The sequence below is a fragment of the Flavobacterium labens genome (assembly GCF_048286755.1).
In the GTDB taxonomy this organism is placed as follows: Bacteria; Bacteroidota; Bacteroidia; order Flavobacteriales; family Flavobacteriaceae; genus Flavobacterium.
Genome location: NZ_JBLVPL010000001.1, coordinates 266,596 through 284,473, shown reverse-complemented (window position 1 = coordinate 284,473; position 17,878 = coordinate 266,596). Strand labels below are relative to the sequence as shown.

Genomic DNA, 17,878 nt, shown 5'->3' with positions numbered 1-17,878 from the left:
AGATTAGACTAATTTTGCTATTGCATCAATTCCTTTAGGAGTAACAGCCCCACAGTTTTATAAATGGCGAAAAGGTTTCGAGGAGTTTGGAGAAGGAAGTTTTCTTGGAAAAAGAAATTTAAAACTAACTCCTGAGCAAGAAAAGATTCGTGAACTTAGGTAAAGCATCAGCGATACCCAATTGGAGCGTAATATCTTAAAAAAAGCAAGCAATATTTTCCCCAAGAACGGTCCATGATTTATAGTTTCATTAGAAACAACGAACAACTACTTCCGATTAAAAAAACTTGCAAAGTTCTAGAAGTAAGCAGTGGAAGTTATTACCGATAAAAAAAATTACCGCTTCGTTGCAACAAAAAATTGCCATAAAAGAACAAAACATCTTGTCTACTTCATTATTCCTCTAAAGTTTCGTTGGTCTACACTATTAAACCGCTTAACTAAGTTTGATAATCACTTATCGAAAATATCACTTGTTAGCCTGAGTTCAAATGTATCTTCGTAAGGAAATCAGAATGTAAATTTATACAACTCAAAACAAAATAAAAAGGAATTAATTTAAAACTAGAGCCTTTTCTGAAATTTAATCTAAGAGAAATTTTTACAAGATATAATCAAATAATTTCTTCAGAATAATAGCAATAAAAGATCTTCTTATAAGCTAGATGGTAATTTTTTAATTAATAATAAAATTAAAAAAATTAAGAAAAAAATATTTTTTTACAATCGCGTTTAAAAAAACATTGATTTACAATTGTTTATCAATCTTGAAATTTTATTAAATATTATTTTATTACTCGATACAAAAGTTAATCCACAAAAAATTGTCTTTTAATACCAAAAATATGAAAAATAATTACTCCAAGACTTTGGCTAATTTTTCAGCTAAATCTATTGTGTTAAAAAAACAACTCCAAAAAAAATATTTAATAATAGTGTTGTTTTTTCTTTCTTTTTTATGTTCATTTAGTGCAATAGCTCAATGTAACACTGACAATCCAATACCTTTTATTGAAGGCACTTTTGGGAATCTAACAGCGCAAGGAACTGTATCTGGCGGGTTGGGATGTCTCCTTTGCTCGGCTACGAACACCCCGAGATTGATAGATGCGGATTTGACTAATTTTGCTACTGCCTCAATTCCTTTAGGAGTGGCAGGATCTGTTAATTTTAAAGTTACCGATGGCGATACGGATTATGCTGCAGGAACTTTTGTAGGATACAGAATAGCGCCTTCTGGAGGTCTTTTGTCATTAGAATTATTGAATACTATTTCAATTAAAACCTACCTAAATGGTAGTGGTACTGCACAAGAAACATTTACGGGAAATTCTTTACTAAGTCAAAGTTTAGTTTCTAGTCCTGGAAATTATGTTGTAGGTTTTAATTCAACTGTTCCCTTTGATGCGATTGAGATTAGTATAGGCAGTTTGGTAGGTTTATTAAATGTTGTCAATGTATATTATCCGGTAATTCGAAATTACTGCGCAGGTCCTGCATTAGAATGTAACGTTTCTACGGCAATGAACTTGCCAATATTTCCAGTGTCTATTGAAAATATTCATACTGGATTATCTGGTGTAAGTGTGGGAAGCATTTCAAATGCTGAAAATGTTACTAGCTCAAACACCACAGATTTTGCCACTATTAATCTGACAGTTGGTTTGTTAGCTTCTGGAAGTATTGCCGTTAAAGATCAGCTTACGGATTATCCATCTGGGACTTATGCGGGTTTTGAAATAGAGAATTCTAATTTAGTAAGTGTATCCGCTCTTGGTAATTTACAAATACGGACTTATTTGAATGGAATACTTAGTCAGGATTTTTCCGGTAATAATTTATTGGTAAATGGAGTTCTATTGAGTGCAACAGGTCGTTATAAAGTAGGTTTTGTATCTAGTTCTTCCTTTGATGAAGTTCGAATAACAGTTAACCAGACCGTTGGTATCAATCTTGGTTCTACTAAAGTGTTCAATGCGGTATTCGAGAAATTTTGTGCAGGGCCGAGTTTGCCTTGTAATACGCAAACGGCGATTACTGCTCCTGCCTATCCTGTTTTTGTAAATGGAGCTAAGACGGGAATTGATGGAGTAGTTTGTGCTCTTTGTAGTGTTACTGGTCAGGATAATTTAATTGATGTAAATACTACAAATTATGCCGAAATTAATTTGACGACAAGTGTTGGTACTACAGGAAGCATTTCCATAAAAAATCAAATAACAGATTATCCGGCAGGAACATTTGCAGGTTATGATATTGAAAATCCATCTTTATTAAATGTAAATGTTTTTGATGCCATCAGTATAACAACCTATTTAAATGGTATACAGCAAGAAACTAAATCGGGTAATGCAGCCTTGATTTCTGTAGGAACAAATTTATTAGTAGGGACCGGCAGGCAGACTATTGGGTTTGTATCCACATTAGCTTTTGATGAGGTTAGAATTACTTTAACTAATCTTGTGTCGGTAAGTTTAGGCATAACCAGGGTTTATGCAGCAGTTTTTCAAAAATATTGCGCGGCAACAGTAGCGTGTAACCAGTCTTATGCATGGACAAATCCTGATTTTCCTGTAGTCGTTGATGGTGATAATACAGGAATTGATGGTGTAGCTTGTGTGGCTTGTTCTGTCAACAATACTAATAATGTACTGACTTCCGATACTACAGATTTTGCTAAAATTGATGTTATAGCTGGTGTTATTGGATCGGGTTCAATTGCAGTGGTAGATCAGTTATTTACTTATCCGGCTGGTACTTTCGCTGGATTTGTTATAAAAGATTTGAACACTTTGATACAATTAAATTTATTTCAATCCTTAGCGGTCTCTACCTATAATAATGGAGTCCTTCAAGAATCAAAATCTGGAGGGCTGTTGATTGATTTGACGCTATTAAGTTCTCCTATTTTAGGGTCTGGCCCTGGGTATTATAATGTAGGGTTTAATGTAAGTTTACCTTTCGACGAGATTAAGTTCTCTGTGGCTTCTCTTGCTGGTGTTATTAATTCTATTGAAGTATATGGAGCTTTTGTTGACACAAAAGATAGTAATGGCGGCTCCTTACTTTGCGTTAGTGATCTAACAGTAACGAAAATGGTAAACAATAGAACCCCAAATGTAGGTTCAAATGTTACCTTCACGATCACAGCGAGCAACAATGGACCGAGTGACGCAACAGGCGTTTCGGTATCGGATGTATTGCCATCAGGCTATACTTTTGTAAGCGCGAGCCCATCGACAGGAACATGGACAGCACCTACTTGGACTATTGGAACTCTAGCCAATGGTGGCACAGTGACTTTGGATATTGTAGCTACGGTAAATGCAACGGGAGTGTATGCCAATACGGCAACAATCTCAGGAGCAGAAACCGATCCAAGCTCAGGCAACAACAGTTCCACAATTACCCCGGTACCAGTAGCTCAAACGGATGTAACAGTAACGACAACGGTAAATAATAGCACCCCAAATGTAGGTTCAAATGTTACCTTCACGATCACAGCGAGCAACAATGGACCGAGTGACGCAACAGGCGTTTCAGTATCAGATGTATTGCCTTCAGGCTATACTTTTGTAAGTGCGAGCCCATCGACAGGAACATGGACAGCACCTACATGGACTATCGGAACTCTAGCCAACGGTGGCACAGTCACTTTGGATATAGTAGCTACGGTAAATGCAACGGGAGTGTATGCCAATACGGCAACAATCTCAGGGGCAGAAACTGATCCAAGCTCAGGCAACAACAGTTCCACAATTACCCCGGTACCAGTAGCCCAAACGGATCTAGCAGTAACGACAACGGTAAACAACAGCACCCCAAATGTAGGTTCAAATGTTACCTTCACGATCACAGCGAGCAACAATGGACCGAGTGACGCAACAGGCGTTTCAGTATCAAATGTGTTGCCTTCAGGCTATACTTTTGTAAGTGCGAGCCCATCGACAGGAACATGGACAGCACCTACTTGGACTATTGGAACTCTAGCCAATGGTAGCACAGTTACTTTGGATATAGTAGCTACAGTAAATGCAACGGGAGTGTATGCCAATACGGCAACAATCTCAGGGGCAGAAACCGATCCAAGCTCAGGCAACAACAGTTCCACAATTACCCCGGTACCAGTAGCCCAAACGGATCTAGCAGTAACGACAACGGTAAACAACAGCACCCCAAATGTAGGTTCAAATGTTACCTTCACGATCACAGCGAGCAACAATGGACCGAGTGACGCAACAGGCGTTTCGGTATCAAATGTATTGCCTTCAGGCTATACTTTTGTAAGCGCGAGCCCATCTACAGGAACATGGACAGCACCTACTTGGACTATTGGAACTCTAGCCAATGGTAGCACAGTTACTTTGGATATAGTAGCTACGGTAAATGCAACGGGAGTGTATGCCAATACGGCAACAATCTCAGGAGCAGAAACTGATCCAAGCTCAGGCAACAACAGTTCCACAATTACCCCGGTACCAGTAGCCCAAACGGATGTAACAGTAACGACAACGGTAAATAATAGCACCCCAAATGTAGGTTCAAATGTTACCTTCACGATCACAGCGAGCAACAATGGACCGAGTGACGCAACAGGCGTTTCAGTATCAAATGTATTGCCTTCAGGCTATACTTTTGTAAGTGCGAGCCCATCGACAGGAACATGGACAGCACCTACATGGACTATCGGAACTCTAGCCAACGGTGGCACAGTCACTTTGGATATAGTAGCTACGGTAAATGCAACGGGAGTGTATGCCAATACGGCAACAATCTCAGGGGCAGAAACCGATCCAAGCTCAGGCAACAACAGTTCCACAATTACCCCGGTACCAGTAGCTCAAACGGATCTAACAGTAACGACAACGGTAAACAACAGCACCCCAAATGTAGGTTCAAATGTTATCTTCACGATCACAGTGAGCAACAATGGACCGAGTGATGCGACAGGCGTTTCGGTATCGGATGTATTGCCATCAGGCTATACTTTTGTAAGCGCGAGCCCATCGACAGGAACATGGACAGCACCTACATGGACTATCGGAACTCTAGCCAATGGTGGCACAGTTACTTTGGATATAGTAGCTACGGTAAATGCAACGGGAGTGTATGCCAACACGGCAACAATCTTAGGGGCAGAAACCGATCCAATCCCAGGCAACAACAGTTCCACAATTACCCCGGTACCAGTAGCCCAAACGGATCTAGCAGTAACGACAACGGTAAACAACAGCACCCCAAATGTAGGTTCAAATGTTACGTTCACAATCACAGTGAGCAACAATGGACCGAGTGATGCGACAGGTGTTTCGGTATCAAATGTATTGCCTTCAGGCTATACTTTTGTAAGTGCGAGCCCATCGACAGGAACATGGACAGCACCTACATGGACTATCGGAACTCTAGCCAACGGTGGCACAGTCACTTTGGATATAGTAGCTACGGTAAATGCAACGGGAGTGTATGCCAATACGGCAACAATCTCAGGAGGACAAACCGATTCAATCTCAGGCAACAATAATGCAACGATTACCCCGGTAGCCATACAGTTAGTTCAAACGGATCTAACAGTAACGAAAATGGTAAACAACAGCATACCTACTGTAGGTTCAAATGTTACCTTCACGATCACAGCGAGCAACAATGGACCGAGTGATGCAACAGGCGTTTCGGTATCGGAAGTGTTGCCTTCAGGCTATACTTTTGTAAGTGCGAGCCCATCGACAGGAACTTGGACAGCACCTACTTGGACAATTGGAACTCTAGCCAATGGTGGCACAGCTACTTTAAATATTGTGGCTACGGTAAATGCAACGGGAGAGTATGCCAATACGGCAACGATCTCGGGGGGACAAACTGATCCAACCCCAAGAAACAACAGTTCAACGATTACCCCAACACCTTTGCAACAAAACCCAGCTATAGCACTTATAAAAACAGCGGTGTTTGAGGATGATAATAACGATGGTTTTGCACAAGTTGGAGAGAATGTGAATTATGCTTTCACAGTGATGAACATGGGGAATGTAACGCTTCGAAATGTAAGAATAACGGATCTTTTACCTGGAATTGTAATAACAGGCGGCCCAATAAGTTTGTCAGTAGGGGAATCTAATAGTACCGCTTTTGTTGGGGTTTATAGATTAACACAACAAGATATTACTGCGGGTTCTGTAGCTAACCAAGCAACGGCATATGGAACTAGTCCTTTGGGAGTAATTGTTACAGATATATCGGATAATGATAGTTCGTTAGAATCTGATCCCACAGTAATTGCTGTTACTGGTTGTGTTCTGAAAGTATTTAATGCTGTATCGCCAAATGGTGATGGCTTAAATGATGTTTTTTACATTGGAGGTATAGAATGTTATCCTAATAACACAGTTGTAATATATAATCGATGGGGGGTTAAAGTATTTGATGCGCAAGGTTATGATAATATTAATAGAGTGTTTAGAGGGATATCTGAAGGGAGGGACACGATCAGTCAACCTGAAGGATTACCAGCCGGTACGTATTTTTATAGTATTAGATATACTGATTTAAATGGTAATGGAATTGATAAGTCAGGTTATCTACATATAGCTAAAGATTAATTTAAAAACTTCCGAAGAATCATTTCCTTTTTTTCTGAATAAATAAAATATATATTATGAAAACAAAGATTGTAATAATCATTTTACTGTTCGTAACTATGTCGGGTTTTGCACAACAAGATGCCCAATATACAAATTATATATATAATACAACGAACATCAATCCTGCTTATGCGGGAAGTCGCGGAGTAATTAGTGTTTTTGGATTGCATAGAACACAATGGGTAGGTTTAGATGGTGCCCCGGTTACTAATGCATTTTCTATTCATACTCCAATAGAAAACTCAGATTTAGGGGTGGGACTTTCTTTTGTAAATGACAGAATTGGGGTTTCCGATGAAAATACTATTTCTGCGGACATATCCTATACTATTCAAACCACATATAATTATAATTTATCATTTGGAATAAAAGGAACTGCTAATTTATTAAATGTAGATTATACAAAATTAGATCGCTATGATATGAATGACCCTCAATTTCAGAATAATATCGATAATAAATTTAGCCCAAATATAGGCGCAGGAGTTTATTTTTATTCTGATAAACTTTATTTAGGATTTTCAGTTCCTAATTTTTTAGAGACTAAATATTTTAACGATAATCAATCATCCACTGTAAAAGAGCAAATGCATTATTATTTGATAGGAGGTTATGTTTTTGATCTAAGTAGAGATATAAAATTTAAACCGACATTTTTATCTAAGATTGTCGCAGGCGCACCGTTACAATTAGATGTTTCAGCAAATGTTTTATTCAATGAAAAATTTTCGGCAGGGTTAGCATGGAGATGGGGTGCTGCGATGAGTGCCATGGTAGGATTACAGTTGACTGATGGGTTATTTATTGGTTATGGTTATGATTTAGAAACAACCAAATTAGAAAATTATAATTCAGGTTCTCATGAAATATTTTTGCGATTTGAGTTGATCAAAAATAAAAGAATGGTAGTTTCACCAAGATTTTTCTAAATAGCATCACATGAAAAATAAAATTAGCGTATTACTCGTATTAAGCATCATTTCGATACAAATGTACTCACAGGGCTTAATTTCAAAAGCTGATAAAGAGTATGATGGTTATGCTTATATAGATGCAATAAAAACGTATGAACGTATTTTAGAAAAAGGTTATAAATCAGACGATTTATTGCAGAAACTAGCCAATTCCTATTATTTTAATGGGGATTTAGAAAAATCTGCTAAATGGTATGGTGAGTTATTTGTCCTCAATAATGAAATCGCTCCTGAGTATTATTATCGATATGCTCAATCTTTAAAAGCAATTAAAGAGTACGATAAAGCAGATGTTATGATTGTAAAATTTAATCAAAAGAATGGAAATGATCTTAGAGCAAAATTAGCAGCTGAGCAAAAAGACTATTTGGCCGTAATCAAGAGAAATTCAGGAAGATATACTGTAGAAAATGCAGGTGTAAATTCTAAATATTCTGATTATGGAACTTCCTTTTATGGCAATAAAATAGTTTTTACCTCCGCTAGAGACACCGTAGGGTTTGGAACAAAGATCGATTCTTGGACAGGAGAAGGATTTACAAACCTGTATGAAGCTAATAAAGAATCAAATGGAAAACTTTCTTCAGTAGAACATTTATCTAAAAAACTCAATTCCAAATTCCATGAGGCCACACCCGTTTTTACCAAAGACGGTAAAACGGTTTACTTTACAAGAAATAATTTTCTAAATGGAAAAAAAATCAAAGATAAAAATAAGACAATCTTATTAAAAATTTACAAAGCGACATTAGATGGTAATCAATGGACAAATATAACTGAACTGCCGTTTAATAGTGATAATTTTAGCGTTGCTCATCCAGCTTTAAGTCCAGATGAAAAACAGCTCTATTTTGCTACTGATATGCCAGGAACGTATGGGCAATCTGATATTTATAAAGTGACTATTAATGACGATGGAAGTTTTGGAATACCACAAAATTTGGGAAATAAAATTAATACAGAAGGACGAGAAACTTTTCCTTTTATTACGTCAGAGAATGAACTTTATTTTGCCTCAGATGGACATCCAGGTTTAGGAGGATTAGATGTGTTTGTATCTAAACCAAAACAAAATGGTAATTATGAAGAGGTATTAAATGTTGGGGAGCCATTAAACAGTTCTAAAGACGATTTAGCATTACTGATTGATACTAAAACTCAAAGAGGTTATGTAACTTCAAATAGAGACGGAGGTCAAGGGGATGATGATATCTATACGTTCAAAGAAATAAATAAAATCGAATATGCCTGTGAGCAATTTTTGACGGGTATGGTTACAGATATAGATACAGGAATTTCCCTTATTGGAGCTAAAGTTAGCTTGTCAGATAGTAATTATAAACTATTAAAAGTGATTTTAACAGATAACGATGGAAAGTTTGATTTTGATCAAGTGGAATGTAATTCGAAATATTATATCAAAGTGGAAAAATCAGAATATAATACTACAGAATTCCCAGTAATTATTTCTAAAAAAACAGGAATAACTTTTGTGCCACTAATGTTAGAAAAAACGATTAAAAAAGTCACCATCGGGGATGATTTAGCAAAAGTATTTGACATTAACGTAATCTATTTTGATTTAAACAAATCTAATATCCGACCAGATGCAATTATAGACTTGTCAAAAATTCTTGATGTAATGGAACAAAATCCAAAAATAAAAATTGATATTCGCTCCCATACCGATAGCAGACAATCTCAAGCTTATAACGAAGAATTATCAAACAATAGAGCTAAAGCTACTTTGGAATGGTTAGTCGAAAAAGGAATTGATAGGTCCCGTTTGACAGCCAAAGGATACGGAGAAACACAGTTAAAAAATAGATGTGCTGATGGTGTAGAGTGTAATGAAGTGAATCATCAAGCTAACAGGAGAAGTGAATTTATAATAGCGAAGTGAGACCAACTACTTCAGTAACAGAATGACCATAATAAATTCACAGATTCAATTAGAAATATTTATTTGATATTCCTGATTTTGTCCATTATGGTAGAGAATAGGGAATATCTAACCAAAAAAGTAAACGGTATTTTTGACTTAATCTCAGTGTTTGTAGGGGTTGAGGAAGGTAGTAAAAATGAAAAAACCCATCAAAATTTTGATGGGTTTTTCTAGTAGCGGGAACAGGACTCGAACCTGTGACCTTCGGGTTATGAGCCCGACGAGCTGCCTACTGCTCTATCCCGCGATGTGCGTTTTGTAATCTCAATAAGGCTACTTAGTAGCGGGAACAGGACTCGAACCTGTGACCTTCGGGTTATGAGCCCGACGAGCTGCCTACTGCTCTATCCCGCGTTGTTTCGGGTGCAAATGTACAACGAATTTCCGTATTTCCAATAAAAATTTTTAAAAATATTTTATTTCGTCTATTGACTTGATATGTCTACCTTTGCACAATAAATTATAATAGAAATGTCACATAAAGCAGGTTTTGTAAACATCATAGGAAATCCAAATGTTGGGAAATCAACACTAATGAACGCCTTTGTTGGAGAAAGATTATCAATTATTACTTCAAAGGCACAAACAACTCGTCATAGAATTCTAGGAATTGTAAACGGGGAAGATTTTCAATTAATCTTATCGGATACGCCGGGAATCATTAAGCCAGCTTATGAAATGCAGGCGTCCATGATGAACTTCGTTAAGTCCGCTTTTGAAGATGCTGATATCCTGATTTATATGGTGGAAATTGGAGAACAAGAATTGAAAGATGAAGCTTTTTTTAATAAAATCATTCACGCTACAATACCTGTTCTGTTATTATTGAACAAAATAGATAATTCTAACCAAGAACAACTTGAGGAGCAGGTAGCTTTCTGGACTGCGAAAGTTCCTAATGCCGAAATTTTTCCAATATCAGCATTGCAGAATTTTAATGTTCCAGAGGTTTTTGGAAGAATAATAGAATTGTTACCGGAATCTCCTGCGTATTACCCAAAAGATCAATTGACAGATAAACCGGAGCGTTTCTTTGTAAATGAAACCATCCGCGAGAAAATATTGTTGAATTACAGCAAAGAAATCCCATACGCAGTAGAAATCGTAACCGAAGAGTTTTTTGAAGATGAAAACATCATTAGAATCCGTTCTTTGATTATGGTGGAACGCGATACCCAAAAAGGAATTATCATCGGGCATAAAGGTGCCGCTTTAAAGAAAGTAGGAATGGATGCTCGTGCTGATTTAGAGAAATTCTTTGGCAAGCAAATTCATATTGAGTTGTACGTAAAAGTGAATAAAAACTGGAGAAGCAACGCGAATATGTTGAAGCGTTTTGGTTATAACCAGTAATTTTTTCTGGTCCTTTTTTTGAAAAATCAATATTGGAATTCAACTTTCGATATTGATTTTTTTTTAGCCCAGATAGCAGCGGCATCCTTTTGTGCAGTCACGAAACATCGGGACTGCACAAAAGATATAGCGGAGAGCTGGAATTGCTCCTAAGAAAAACTAAGATTCTATAATTTCCAAGAATATGTTTTCCAGATCATTCATTTGGTCGTGACCGTTACTTCTGATTTGTTTGGCTACAACATAGAGTAGAAACCAGGCAAAAATCATTAATCCCATCACGACTAAATCGAAGGTAATGGAATTTTTAAGAATGTAATCAGTGTAAGTAATTCCGGAAAAAATCAGAAATATTCCCGCTATAATAAAATGGAAGAACATAAAAAGTGTCCATAAGGTTGGGTCAGGGCCAAATAATGCTCGGATATGAGTTTCGTTTTGGTCTTTTGATTCCATTTCTATATGCAAATGAGGTGACCAATACGCTTTTTTTTGACCTTTTATGTTCAGCCAAATGTGATAGCCCCGTATTTTTACAAAGTAATCTTTGGACTTAATTTGAGCGTAATCAGCAAATTTAACACGCAAAGCATCTATGTTTTGCGGAACATCTTTGTAAAATCGTAATCGAAGTCTGAGCTCTTTATTAGCGTCCATAACAGCAAACTTGTAAGTGTTAAAAGGATAAGGGTTTGCTAATATATCAAAAAAATAGATATTCATGGTTTTAAATACTACCTTTGCAAAATATTTGAATTTATATTATGAATAACATTGTTGCGATAGTAGGAAGACCTAATGTAGGGAAATCAACCCTTTTTAATAGGCTGATACAAAGAAGAGAAGCTATTGTAGATTCAGTATCTGGGGTGACCCGCGATAGAAACTATGGTAAAAGCGAGTGGAACGGAAAAGAGTTTTCTGTAATTGATACCGGCGGATATGTGCGCGGTTCTGATGATGTTTTTGAAGGAGAAATCCGTAAACAAGTCGAACTTGCTATTGATGAGGCTGATGTTATCATTTTTGTGGTTGATGTGGAAGAAGGGATTACTCCTATGGACGATGTTGTTGCGCGTTTATTGCGTAAAGTGACTAAGCCAGTTCTTTTAGCGGTAAACAAGGTAGATAATGCCATGCGTGAGAAAGATGCTCTTGAGTTTTATAACTTGGGTTTAGGGGAATATTATACATTTGCAAGTATTTCAGGGAGTGGAACCGGAGATTTATTGGATGCAGTAATTGATGCTTTTCCTGTGAAACCAGAACCAATTCAAGAAGAAGTAGTTTTGCCTCGTTTTGCAGTGGTAGGACGTCCTAATGCAGGTAAATCAAGTTTTATCAATGCATTAATTGGTAAAGAACGTTTTATGGTAACGGATATCGCTGGTACAACGCGTGATGCAATTGATACGAAGTTTGACCGTTTTGGTTTTGAATTTAATTTAGTTGATACTGCGGGAATCCGTCGTAAAGCTAAGGTAAAAGAGGATTTAGAATTTTATTCTGTAATGCGTTCCGTTCGTGCGATTGAACATGCAGATATTTGTATCTTGATTATTGATGCCACTCGTGGTTTTGAAGGTCAGGATCAAAGTATATTTTGGTTAGCGGAAAAGAATAGAAAAGGAGTTGTAATTCTTGTAAACAAATGGGATCTAGTTGAAAAAGAAACCATGTCTACCAGAGATTATGAGGAGAAAATTAAAAAAGAATTAATGCCGTTTACCGATGTGCCTATTCTTTTTGTTTCAGCATTAACAAAACAGCGTTTGTTAAAAGCATTGGAAGCGACTGTAAAAGTGTATGAGAATAGACAACAACGTATTGCGACTTCAAAATTCAACGAATTTATGTTGAAAGTGATTGAAGCATATCCGCCACCAGCAACAAAAGGGAAGTATGTAAAAATTAAATATTGCATGCAGTTGCCAACGCAGACACCACAATTTGTGTTTTTTGCCAATATGCCACAATATGTAAAAGAACCGTACAAACGTTATCTGGAAAATAAAATTAGAGAAAAATGGGACTTTTCAGGGGTACCAATTGATATCTATATCAGGGAGAAATAATCTTTATTTCGATAATCACACTAGAAAGTTTATTGAGTTTGTAAAAGCTCGATAAACTTTTTTTATTTTTATAAAAAAAATGAATGCAATAAATGGCAAAATTGTTTGGATTACCGGAGCTTCAAGTGGGATAGGAGAAGCTTTGGCTTATGAATTGGCAACTAGAAATTGTAAACTCATTCTTTCGGCACGGAACATAAAAGCTTTAGAAGATGTGAAATCTAAATGTTCAACAGCGGAAGTTGTGATTTTGCCTTTTGATCTGTCGGATTTTGACAATGCTAAAAATCAGGTAGAAAATGCCATTGCTGCCTTTGGAAAAATTGATATTTTAGTAAATAACGGAGGTGTTAGCCAACGCTCACTGATTGCTGACACCGATTTTGAAGTAGATAAAAAACTAATTGAAGTAGATTATCTTGGTACAGTTGCGCTGTCAAAAGCTTTGCTGCCTCATTTCATCAAAAATAAGAAAGGGCATTTTGTTACCATAACCAGTTTGATGGGGAAGTTTGGTTCTCCATATCGTTCCGGTTATTGTGGCGCAAAACATGCCTTACATGGTTTTTTTGACGTACTAAGAATGGAACATCAAAAAGACAATATTAATGTCACCTTAATTTGTCCCGGTTTTATCCAAACGAATGTGGCAAAAAATGCACTTACTGCTGATGGATCAAAACAAAATACTGACGATGAAGCCACTTTAAATGGTATGCCGGTGGCTATTTTTGTTAAAAAATTAATCAAAGCTGTTGAATCAAATACCTTTGAAGTTTACATTGGAGGAAAAGAAGTTTTAGGCGTTTATTTAAAACGTTTTTTTCCTAATCTGTTGCATCGTTTTGTTCTGCAAAGTAAAGTTAGATAATCTGAATTTCAATAGTTCAAATTGATATTTATAGTGTTGTGAAATACGAAGAAATCCCGAGCAGTCGGGATTTCTTTATTAAAAACGGATTTGCGCGATTAGCTTTCTTCTTCTTTTTCCAAAGTTTCCATTGGATGGTCGCCGTACCAATCTTTAAATGTTTTTGTAGTTTGATAATCATCAGTTATCACGGTGAATACCATAAAAAGGATCAACGGTATACCAACGCAATATAGGGTCATTATTACCGGTAAAGCAACATTAGTTTGACATAAACCGGCAAAAACAAAAACATAAATGGTAGTGAACCACACGAGTTTAATTGCAAAATTTTTCATGGCTATATCTTTTAAATAAAGTTACGGCACGAATTTTAAAAAATTAGTTAATATATTGATAATCAAAGTTTAAAATATTTATAATTATTTATCGGTAGCAAATTATAAATGCTGTTTATACTTTTTTTAAGATTTTTATTTTATGAAAAATGCTGAACCGGATAATGTCTCTGCTGAAATAATCGATTCCATTATTTCTTCTTTGAAAACTGTTTAGGTATCCGAGTTCAAATGCTAAATTGCTATTGAGTCCATAATGTATGGCAGCATAAATTCTATTTTGATCAAAAGTGTTTTTAATTATTTTTTTTCCAAAATTGAACATTATCTCATCAGACAGTACGGCTTTTAATAACTGTTTTTCTTTTTTCCAAAAAATGTAATCGGCTTGAAGTCTGTATCTGAATCTCCAAAAAAATGTAGTGCCAGGAAGCAACTCATCTTTATTAGCATTGTGAATAAATCGCTCTTCTACTTGAAAACGTTGTGTCAGGGTTACTTTATTTACATTTGATTTCCATGTAAGATCCTGCTGTCCTCTATATTCAGGGGTATTGTAATCAGCATTAATTTCAGGGACTTGTGTATCAACAGAAAAATAAGCAAAGCCAGCACCTATCTCTAAATGATCATTGATTTTATAGCGACCTTGAATTCGGACGACATATAAGTTTTCTTGCACTGGTTTTAGAAAAAGTCGGTTGTCAAATTCAGAATGCAAAGACCATTTTTCGCTTAGCAGTAATTGATTGTAATAACGAGTCCAAAGAATACTTTGATGATCTATATTTTTTTCCTCCGTTTGCGCTTGGCAAAGAACAGACAGGAGTAAGAATAAAATGACTCTAAATTTTTTCACGGAGCTTTATTTCAATTTTGGCAAATTTACATAAAGTCCATAAATCCTATAGGTATTGTTTTGTGTTTTAAAAAAATATTTTAATTTATCAACTTAATAGTATTTTAGAAAAAAGAAAACAGCACTCTTAAACTTGATTTTTAAGAGTGCTGTTTCAAATTTTAATTTTTTGAAAGTTTTTTAAAGTGAATATTTCAATGTAACTCCATACGTTCTTTGATCGCCTAATACGCCTGCATAATGTCCTGCATTTCCTCCAGCTGGCAGTAATTGCTCGAAGTAATCTTTGTTCAATAGGTTACGACCCCAAAAGTTTATAGATAATCCTTCGGTTGCTCTAAATCCAAAACGACCATTAAAGATAGCGTAACCTTGTACCACCAAGTATTTTGAAGCTGATGGGCTAGATGAAAATTCAGAACGCGCATAAGAGTCAATTGCTACAAAGAATTTACCTAGGTTGCTAAAAAACTTAGCAGATTTGGTATATTCTCCGCCTAAACTTCCAGCCCATTTTGATACACCCGGTAAAGTACTTCCAGACACATCTTTGAAAGATACAGAAGCTCCCGTTTCTTCAAGTGGTAGTGGAGCATTGGTGAATTTAATATATTTTCCATCCGTATAACTCAACGCACCGTTGAAAGCAAAATGCTCATTGATTACAAAACTAGCATCTACTTCGGCACCTCGCACACGTACTTTGTCCGCATTGGCTAGGTAACCACGATTAACTCCTAATTCAGCTGCTTGTACATTGGTTTGGAAATCTTTGATATCTGTATTGTACAACGTCAGGTTTAAAATAGCTCTTTTAAACGGAGAGGTTTTTATCCCAATTTCATAATGATTTACGTCTTCAGGTCTAATGACAGCAAGATCAGCCAATGTTTGTCCTGTAGCAGGAGTAGGCAAACCAGCCACATTTACACCTACTGGTTTGTAACTTTTAGCATAAGTAGCGTAGCCATTAATTTTATCAGTTGCTTTGTAATTCACCGTTATATTTCCTGAAAAGTCAAACTTATCTTTGTTAGCAGAGAAAGTTTGGTTCGTGTACACCGCTCTTTTTATTGCCAATAATTGTGGATCGTTGGTTTGTAAACCTCCGTATGTTTGACGGTCGTAATTCGATTCTTTTTTATCATAATTGTAGCGTAAGCCCGGTAGAATGTGTAATCTATCGGTAACTTGCCAATCTAATTGACCAAATAATGCCGCACTTATAGCATGAATATCAGCAATGGTGCGTATTCCATAGCCTTCAAGCAATCCTGGTTCAGCCCATCTAGCAAGCGGTACAGGAGTTGAAACCCCGTTATTGTTATAGTTTACTGGCGATTGAGAAAACCGCCACTGTGCATTTCCAGATTCTTCTGTTCCTCTAATCTTAACCGTTTGATCGATAAAAAAGGCACCAACCACTCCGCTTAATTTAGAAGATACTTGTCCTGCATAGCGAATTTCTTGTGTCAACTGCGTATGTCTGGCTGGATTTTGTGATTTAGCCAAAACTTGAAGTCCTGTGAAATCTCTATCATTTGAAGGATCCCAGTTCCAAAAACGCCATGCCGTAGTTGAAGTCAAGGTACGTTTACCAATTTTAGTATCTATGTTAAGTGAGGCACCGCCTAAATCTTGTCCCGAGCGCCATGGTGTATCGTGATCAATTTTACGGTCAAAAGCATTTCTGCTAGGGAGTTGATAATTTAAATCGGCAATGATGGCGTCAAATTGGCGGTAAGCAGCCCTTTTTGTTGGTGCTACACCAGCAATAACTTGTGCATATCCATCAGGACGCTGTGTGGTGATATCAGCTGCGAATAAAATGTTCGTATTTTCAGTAGCATTGTACAATAATTGTCCTCTAATTCCTTGATTGTTTAAGGTATTTGTGGCTCTTCCAGTCACTACATTATCAATTAATCCGTCTCTTTGTGTTCCTGAGAAAGAGATTCGACCAGCCAGTTTTTTGCTCAATCCACCTGTAATGGATGTTTTAGCTTGAAGGAAACCGTAATTTCCGTAGCTTACTTCAAAATCAGCACCAGAGGTAAAACTAGGTTTTCTGGTGGTAATGTTAAAAGCGCCTGAGGTTGTATTTTTACCAAAAAGAGATCCTTGTGGTCCACGCAATACTTCGATTCGATCAATATCGACAAAGTCTAAAGTGGTGGCTGCTGGACGCGAATAATACACACCATCAACATAAAAACCAACTCCAGGATCAATACCATCATTAGTTAGTCCATAAGGCGAACCAAGTCCTCTAATGTTGATACCTGTATTTCTAGGGTTTGAGGAATACAATTGTACAGAAGGGATCAATTCTTTCACTCGATTCACGTTGAAAGCCCCTGCTTGTTCCGCTTGTTTTCCAGTTACTACAGATACGGCAATTGGGATGTCCTGCGCTTTTTCTATTCTTCTGCGAGAGGTAACGACCACTTCAGAGAGTACTTTTTCTTCTCCGTATGAGATGATAATTTCCAGTGGTTTTATGTTGGTAGGTAATTCGGTAATTTTAATTTCTTTGGTATTGTAGCCAGCATATTGCACAATAAGCGTGAAGGGAAGTGACTTTGCTTCGATATTAAAGGATCCATCAGTTAGCGTTGTAGTAGTGTTTGTGGTGCCTTTTAGTACGATATTGACACCTGCAATTGGGGTATCTTGTTCGTCTTTTACTTTTCCCTCAAGAACAACTTGAGCAAAAGATGTTGAGAATGTTAAAACGAATACTATTGTAATTATATTTTTTATAGAATTTTTCATTTATATTAAGTATATGTAATTAGTAGAATTTTAATTAAATTTTTTTACTA

At 36.6% G+C, this 17,878-nt stretch carries 10 protein-coding genes and 2 tRNA genes; 6 read left to right on the top strand and 6 right to left on the bottom strand.

The genetic code is table 11. The features are described 5' to 3' along the window. Positions 1-845: 845 nt before the first annotated feature. Genes ACNQF8_RS01180 through ACNQF8_RS01170 form a run of 3 tightly spaced genes read left to right on the top strand, consistent with a single transcriptional unit; the run spans position 846 to position 9,515 of the window. Positions 846-6,596 (top strand): DUF7507 domain-containing protein, encoded by a 5,751-nt coding sequence (locus ACNQF8_RS01180; RefSeq protein WP_417983448.1) that lies wholly within the window; start codon positions 846-848, stop codon positions 6,594-6,596. 56 nt (positions 6,597-6,652) lie between these two features. After that, positions 6,653-7,567, top strand: coding sequence for a PorP/SprF family type IX secretion system membrane protein (locus ACNQF8_RS01175; RefSeq protein WP_417953492.1), 915 nt, complete (start codon positions 6,653-6,655; stop codon positions 7,565-7,567). A gap of 10 nt (positions 7,568-7,577) precedes the next feature. Then, positions 7,578-9,515, top strand: a complete 1,938-nt coding sequence (locus ACNQF8_RS01170; protein WP_417953491.1) for an OmpA family protein — start codon at positions 7,578-7,580, stop codon at positions 9,513-9,515. Between the two features lie 216 nt (positions 9,516-9,731). On the opposite strand, the gene ACNQF8_RS01165 is transcribed toward ACNQF8_RS01170, so the two are convergent. Together ACNQF8_RS01165 and ACNQF8_RS01160 are read right to left on the bottom strand one after the other, a co-directional pair. Then, a tRNA-Met gene (locus tag ACNQF8_RS01165) sits at positions 9,732-9,804 on the bottom strand. Positions 9,805-9,838: 34 nt separating this feature from the next. Then, positions 9,839-9,911 (bottom strand) — tRNA-Met (locus ACNQF8_RS01160). Positions 9,912-10,028: 117 nt separating this feature from the next. Here ACNQF8_RS01160 and era point away from each other — a divergent pair. After that, positions 10,029-10,910 (top strand): GTPase Era, encoded by an 882-nt coding sequence (gene era / locus ACNQF8_RS01155; RefSeq protein ID WP_113634912.1) that lies wholly within the window; start codon positions 10,029-10,031, stop codon positions 10,908-10,910. A 159-nt stretch (positions 10,911-11,069) separates the two neighbouring features. Here era and ACNQF8_RS01150 read toward each other — a convergent pair whose 3' ends face one another. Then, positions 11,070-11,633 (bottom strand): hypothetical protein, encoded by a 564-nt coding sequence (locus tag ACNQF8_RS01150; RefSeq protein ID WP_417950454.1) that lies wholly within the window; start codon positions 11,631-11,633, stop codon positions 11,070-11,072. 41 nt (positions 11,634-11,674) lie between these two features. Between ACNQF8_RS01150 and der the strand changes: the two genes are divergently transcribed. Together der and ACNQF8_RS01140 are read left to right on the top strand one after the other, a co-directional pair. Next, positions 11,675-12,985 carry a ribosome biogenesis GTPase Der gene (gene der / locus ACNQF8_RS01145; RefSeq protein WP_417950453.1) on the top strand — a complete coding sequence of 437 codons (1,311 nt, stop codon included), beginning with the start codon at positions 11,675-11,677 and terminating at the stop codon, positions 12,983-12,985. Between the two features lie 79 nt (positions 12,986-13,064). Next, on the top strand, positions 13,065-13,856 hold the full coding sequence (locus ACNQF8_RS01140; protein WP_417950452.1) for an SDR family oxidoreductase: 792 nt from the start codon (positions 13,065-13,067) through the stop codon (positions 13,854-13,856). 98 nt (positions 13,857-13,954) lie between these two features. On the opposite strand, the gene ACNQF8_RS01135 is transcribed toward ACNQF8_RS01140, so the two are convergent. The 3 genes from ACNQF8_RS01135 to ACNQF8_RS01125 all read right to left on the bottom strand — a co-directional run bounded on the left by ACNQF8_RS01135 (position 13,955) and on the right by ACNQF8_RS01125 (position 17,828). Beyond that, positions 13,955-14,194 carry a hypothetical protein gene (locus tag ACNQF8_RS01135; RefSeq protein ID WP_417950451.1) on the bottom strand — a complete coding sequence of 80 codons (240 nt, stop codon included), beginning with the start codon at positions 14,192-14,194 and terminating at the stop codon, positions 13,955-13,957. Positions 14,195-14,309: 115 nt separating this feature from the next. Further along, complete coding sequence (locus tag ACNQF8_RS01130; RefSeq protein ID WP_417950450.1) at positions 14,310-15,053, bottom strand: DUF2490 domain-containing protein; 744 nt, start codon at positions 15,051-15,053, stop codon at positions 14,310-14,312. A 180-nt stretch (positions 15,054-15,233) separates the two neighbouring features. Beyond that, positions 15,234-17,828 carry a TonB-dependent receptor gene (locus ACNQF8_RS01125; RefSeq protein WP_417953490.1) on the bottom strand — a complete coding sequence of 865 codons (2,595 nt, stop codon included), beginning with the start codon at positions 17,826-17,828 and terminating at the stop codon, positions 15,234-15,236. Between the last annotated feature and the right edge of the window lie 50 nt (positions 17,829-17,878).

Bases quoted from the DNA above. Each gene is read 5' to 3' on its own strand.
- ACNQF8_RS01180 (WP_417983448.1), top strand. From the start codon at position 846: ATGAAAAATAATTACTCCAAGACTTTGGCTAATTTTTCAGCTAAATCT.
- ACNQF8_RS01175 (WP_417953492.1), top strand. From the start codon at position 6,653: ATGAAAACAAAGATTGTAATAATCATTTTACTGTTCGTAACTATGTCG.
- ACNQF8_RS01170 (WP_417953491.1), top strand. From the start codon at position 7,578: ATGAAAAATAAAATTAGCGTATTACTCGTATTAAGCATCATTTCGATA.
- era (WP_113634912.1), top strand. From the start codon at position 10,029: ATGTCACATAAAGCAGGTTTTGTAAACATCATAGGAAATCCAAATGTT.
- ACNQF8_RS01150 (WP_417950454.1), bottom strand. From the start codon at position 11,633: ATGAATATCTATTTTTTTGATATATTAGCAAACCCTTATCCTTTTAAC.
- der (WP_417950453.1), top strand. From the start codon at position 11,675: ATGAATAACATTGTTGCGATAGTAGGAAGACCTAATGTAGGGAAATCA.
- ACNQF8_RS01140 (WP_417950452.1), top strand. From the start codon at position 13,065: ATGAATGCAATAAATGGCAAAATTGTTTGGATTACCGGAGCTTCAAGT.
- ACNQF8_RS01135 (WP_417950451.1), bottom strand. From the start codon at position 14,194: ATGAAAAATTTTGCAATTAAACTCGTGTGGTTCACTACCATTTATGTT.
- ACNQF8_RS01125 (WP_417953490.1), bottom strand. From the start codon at position 17,828: ATGAAAAATTCTATAAAAAATATAATTACAATAGTATTCGTTTTAACA.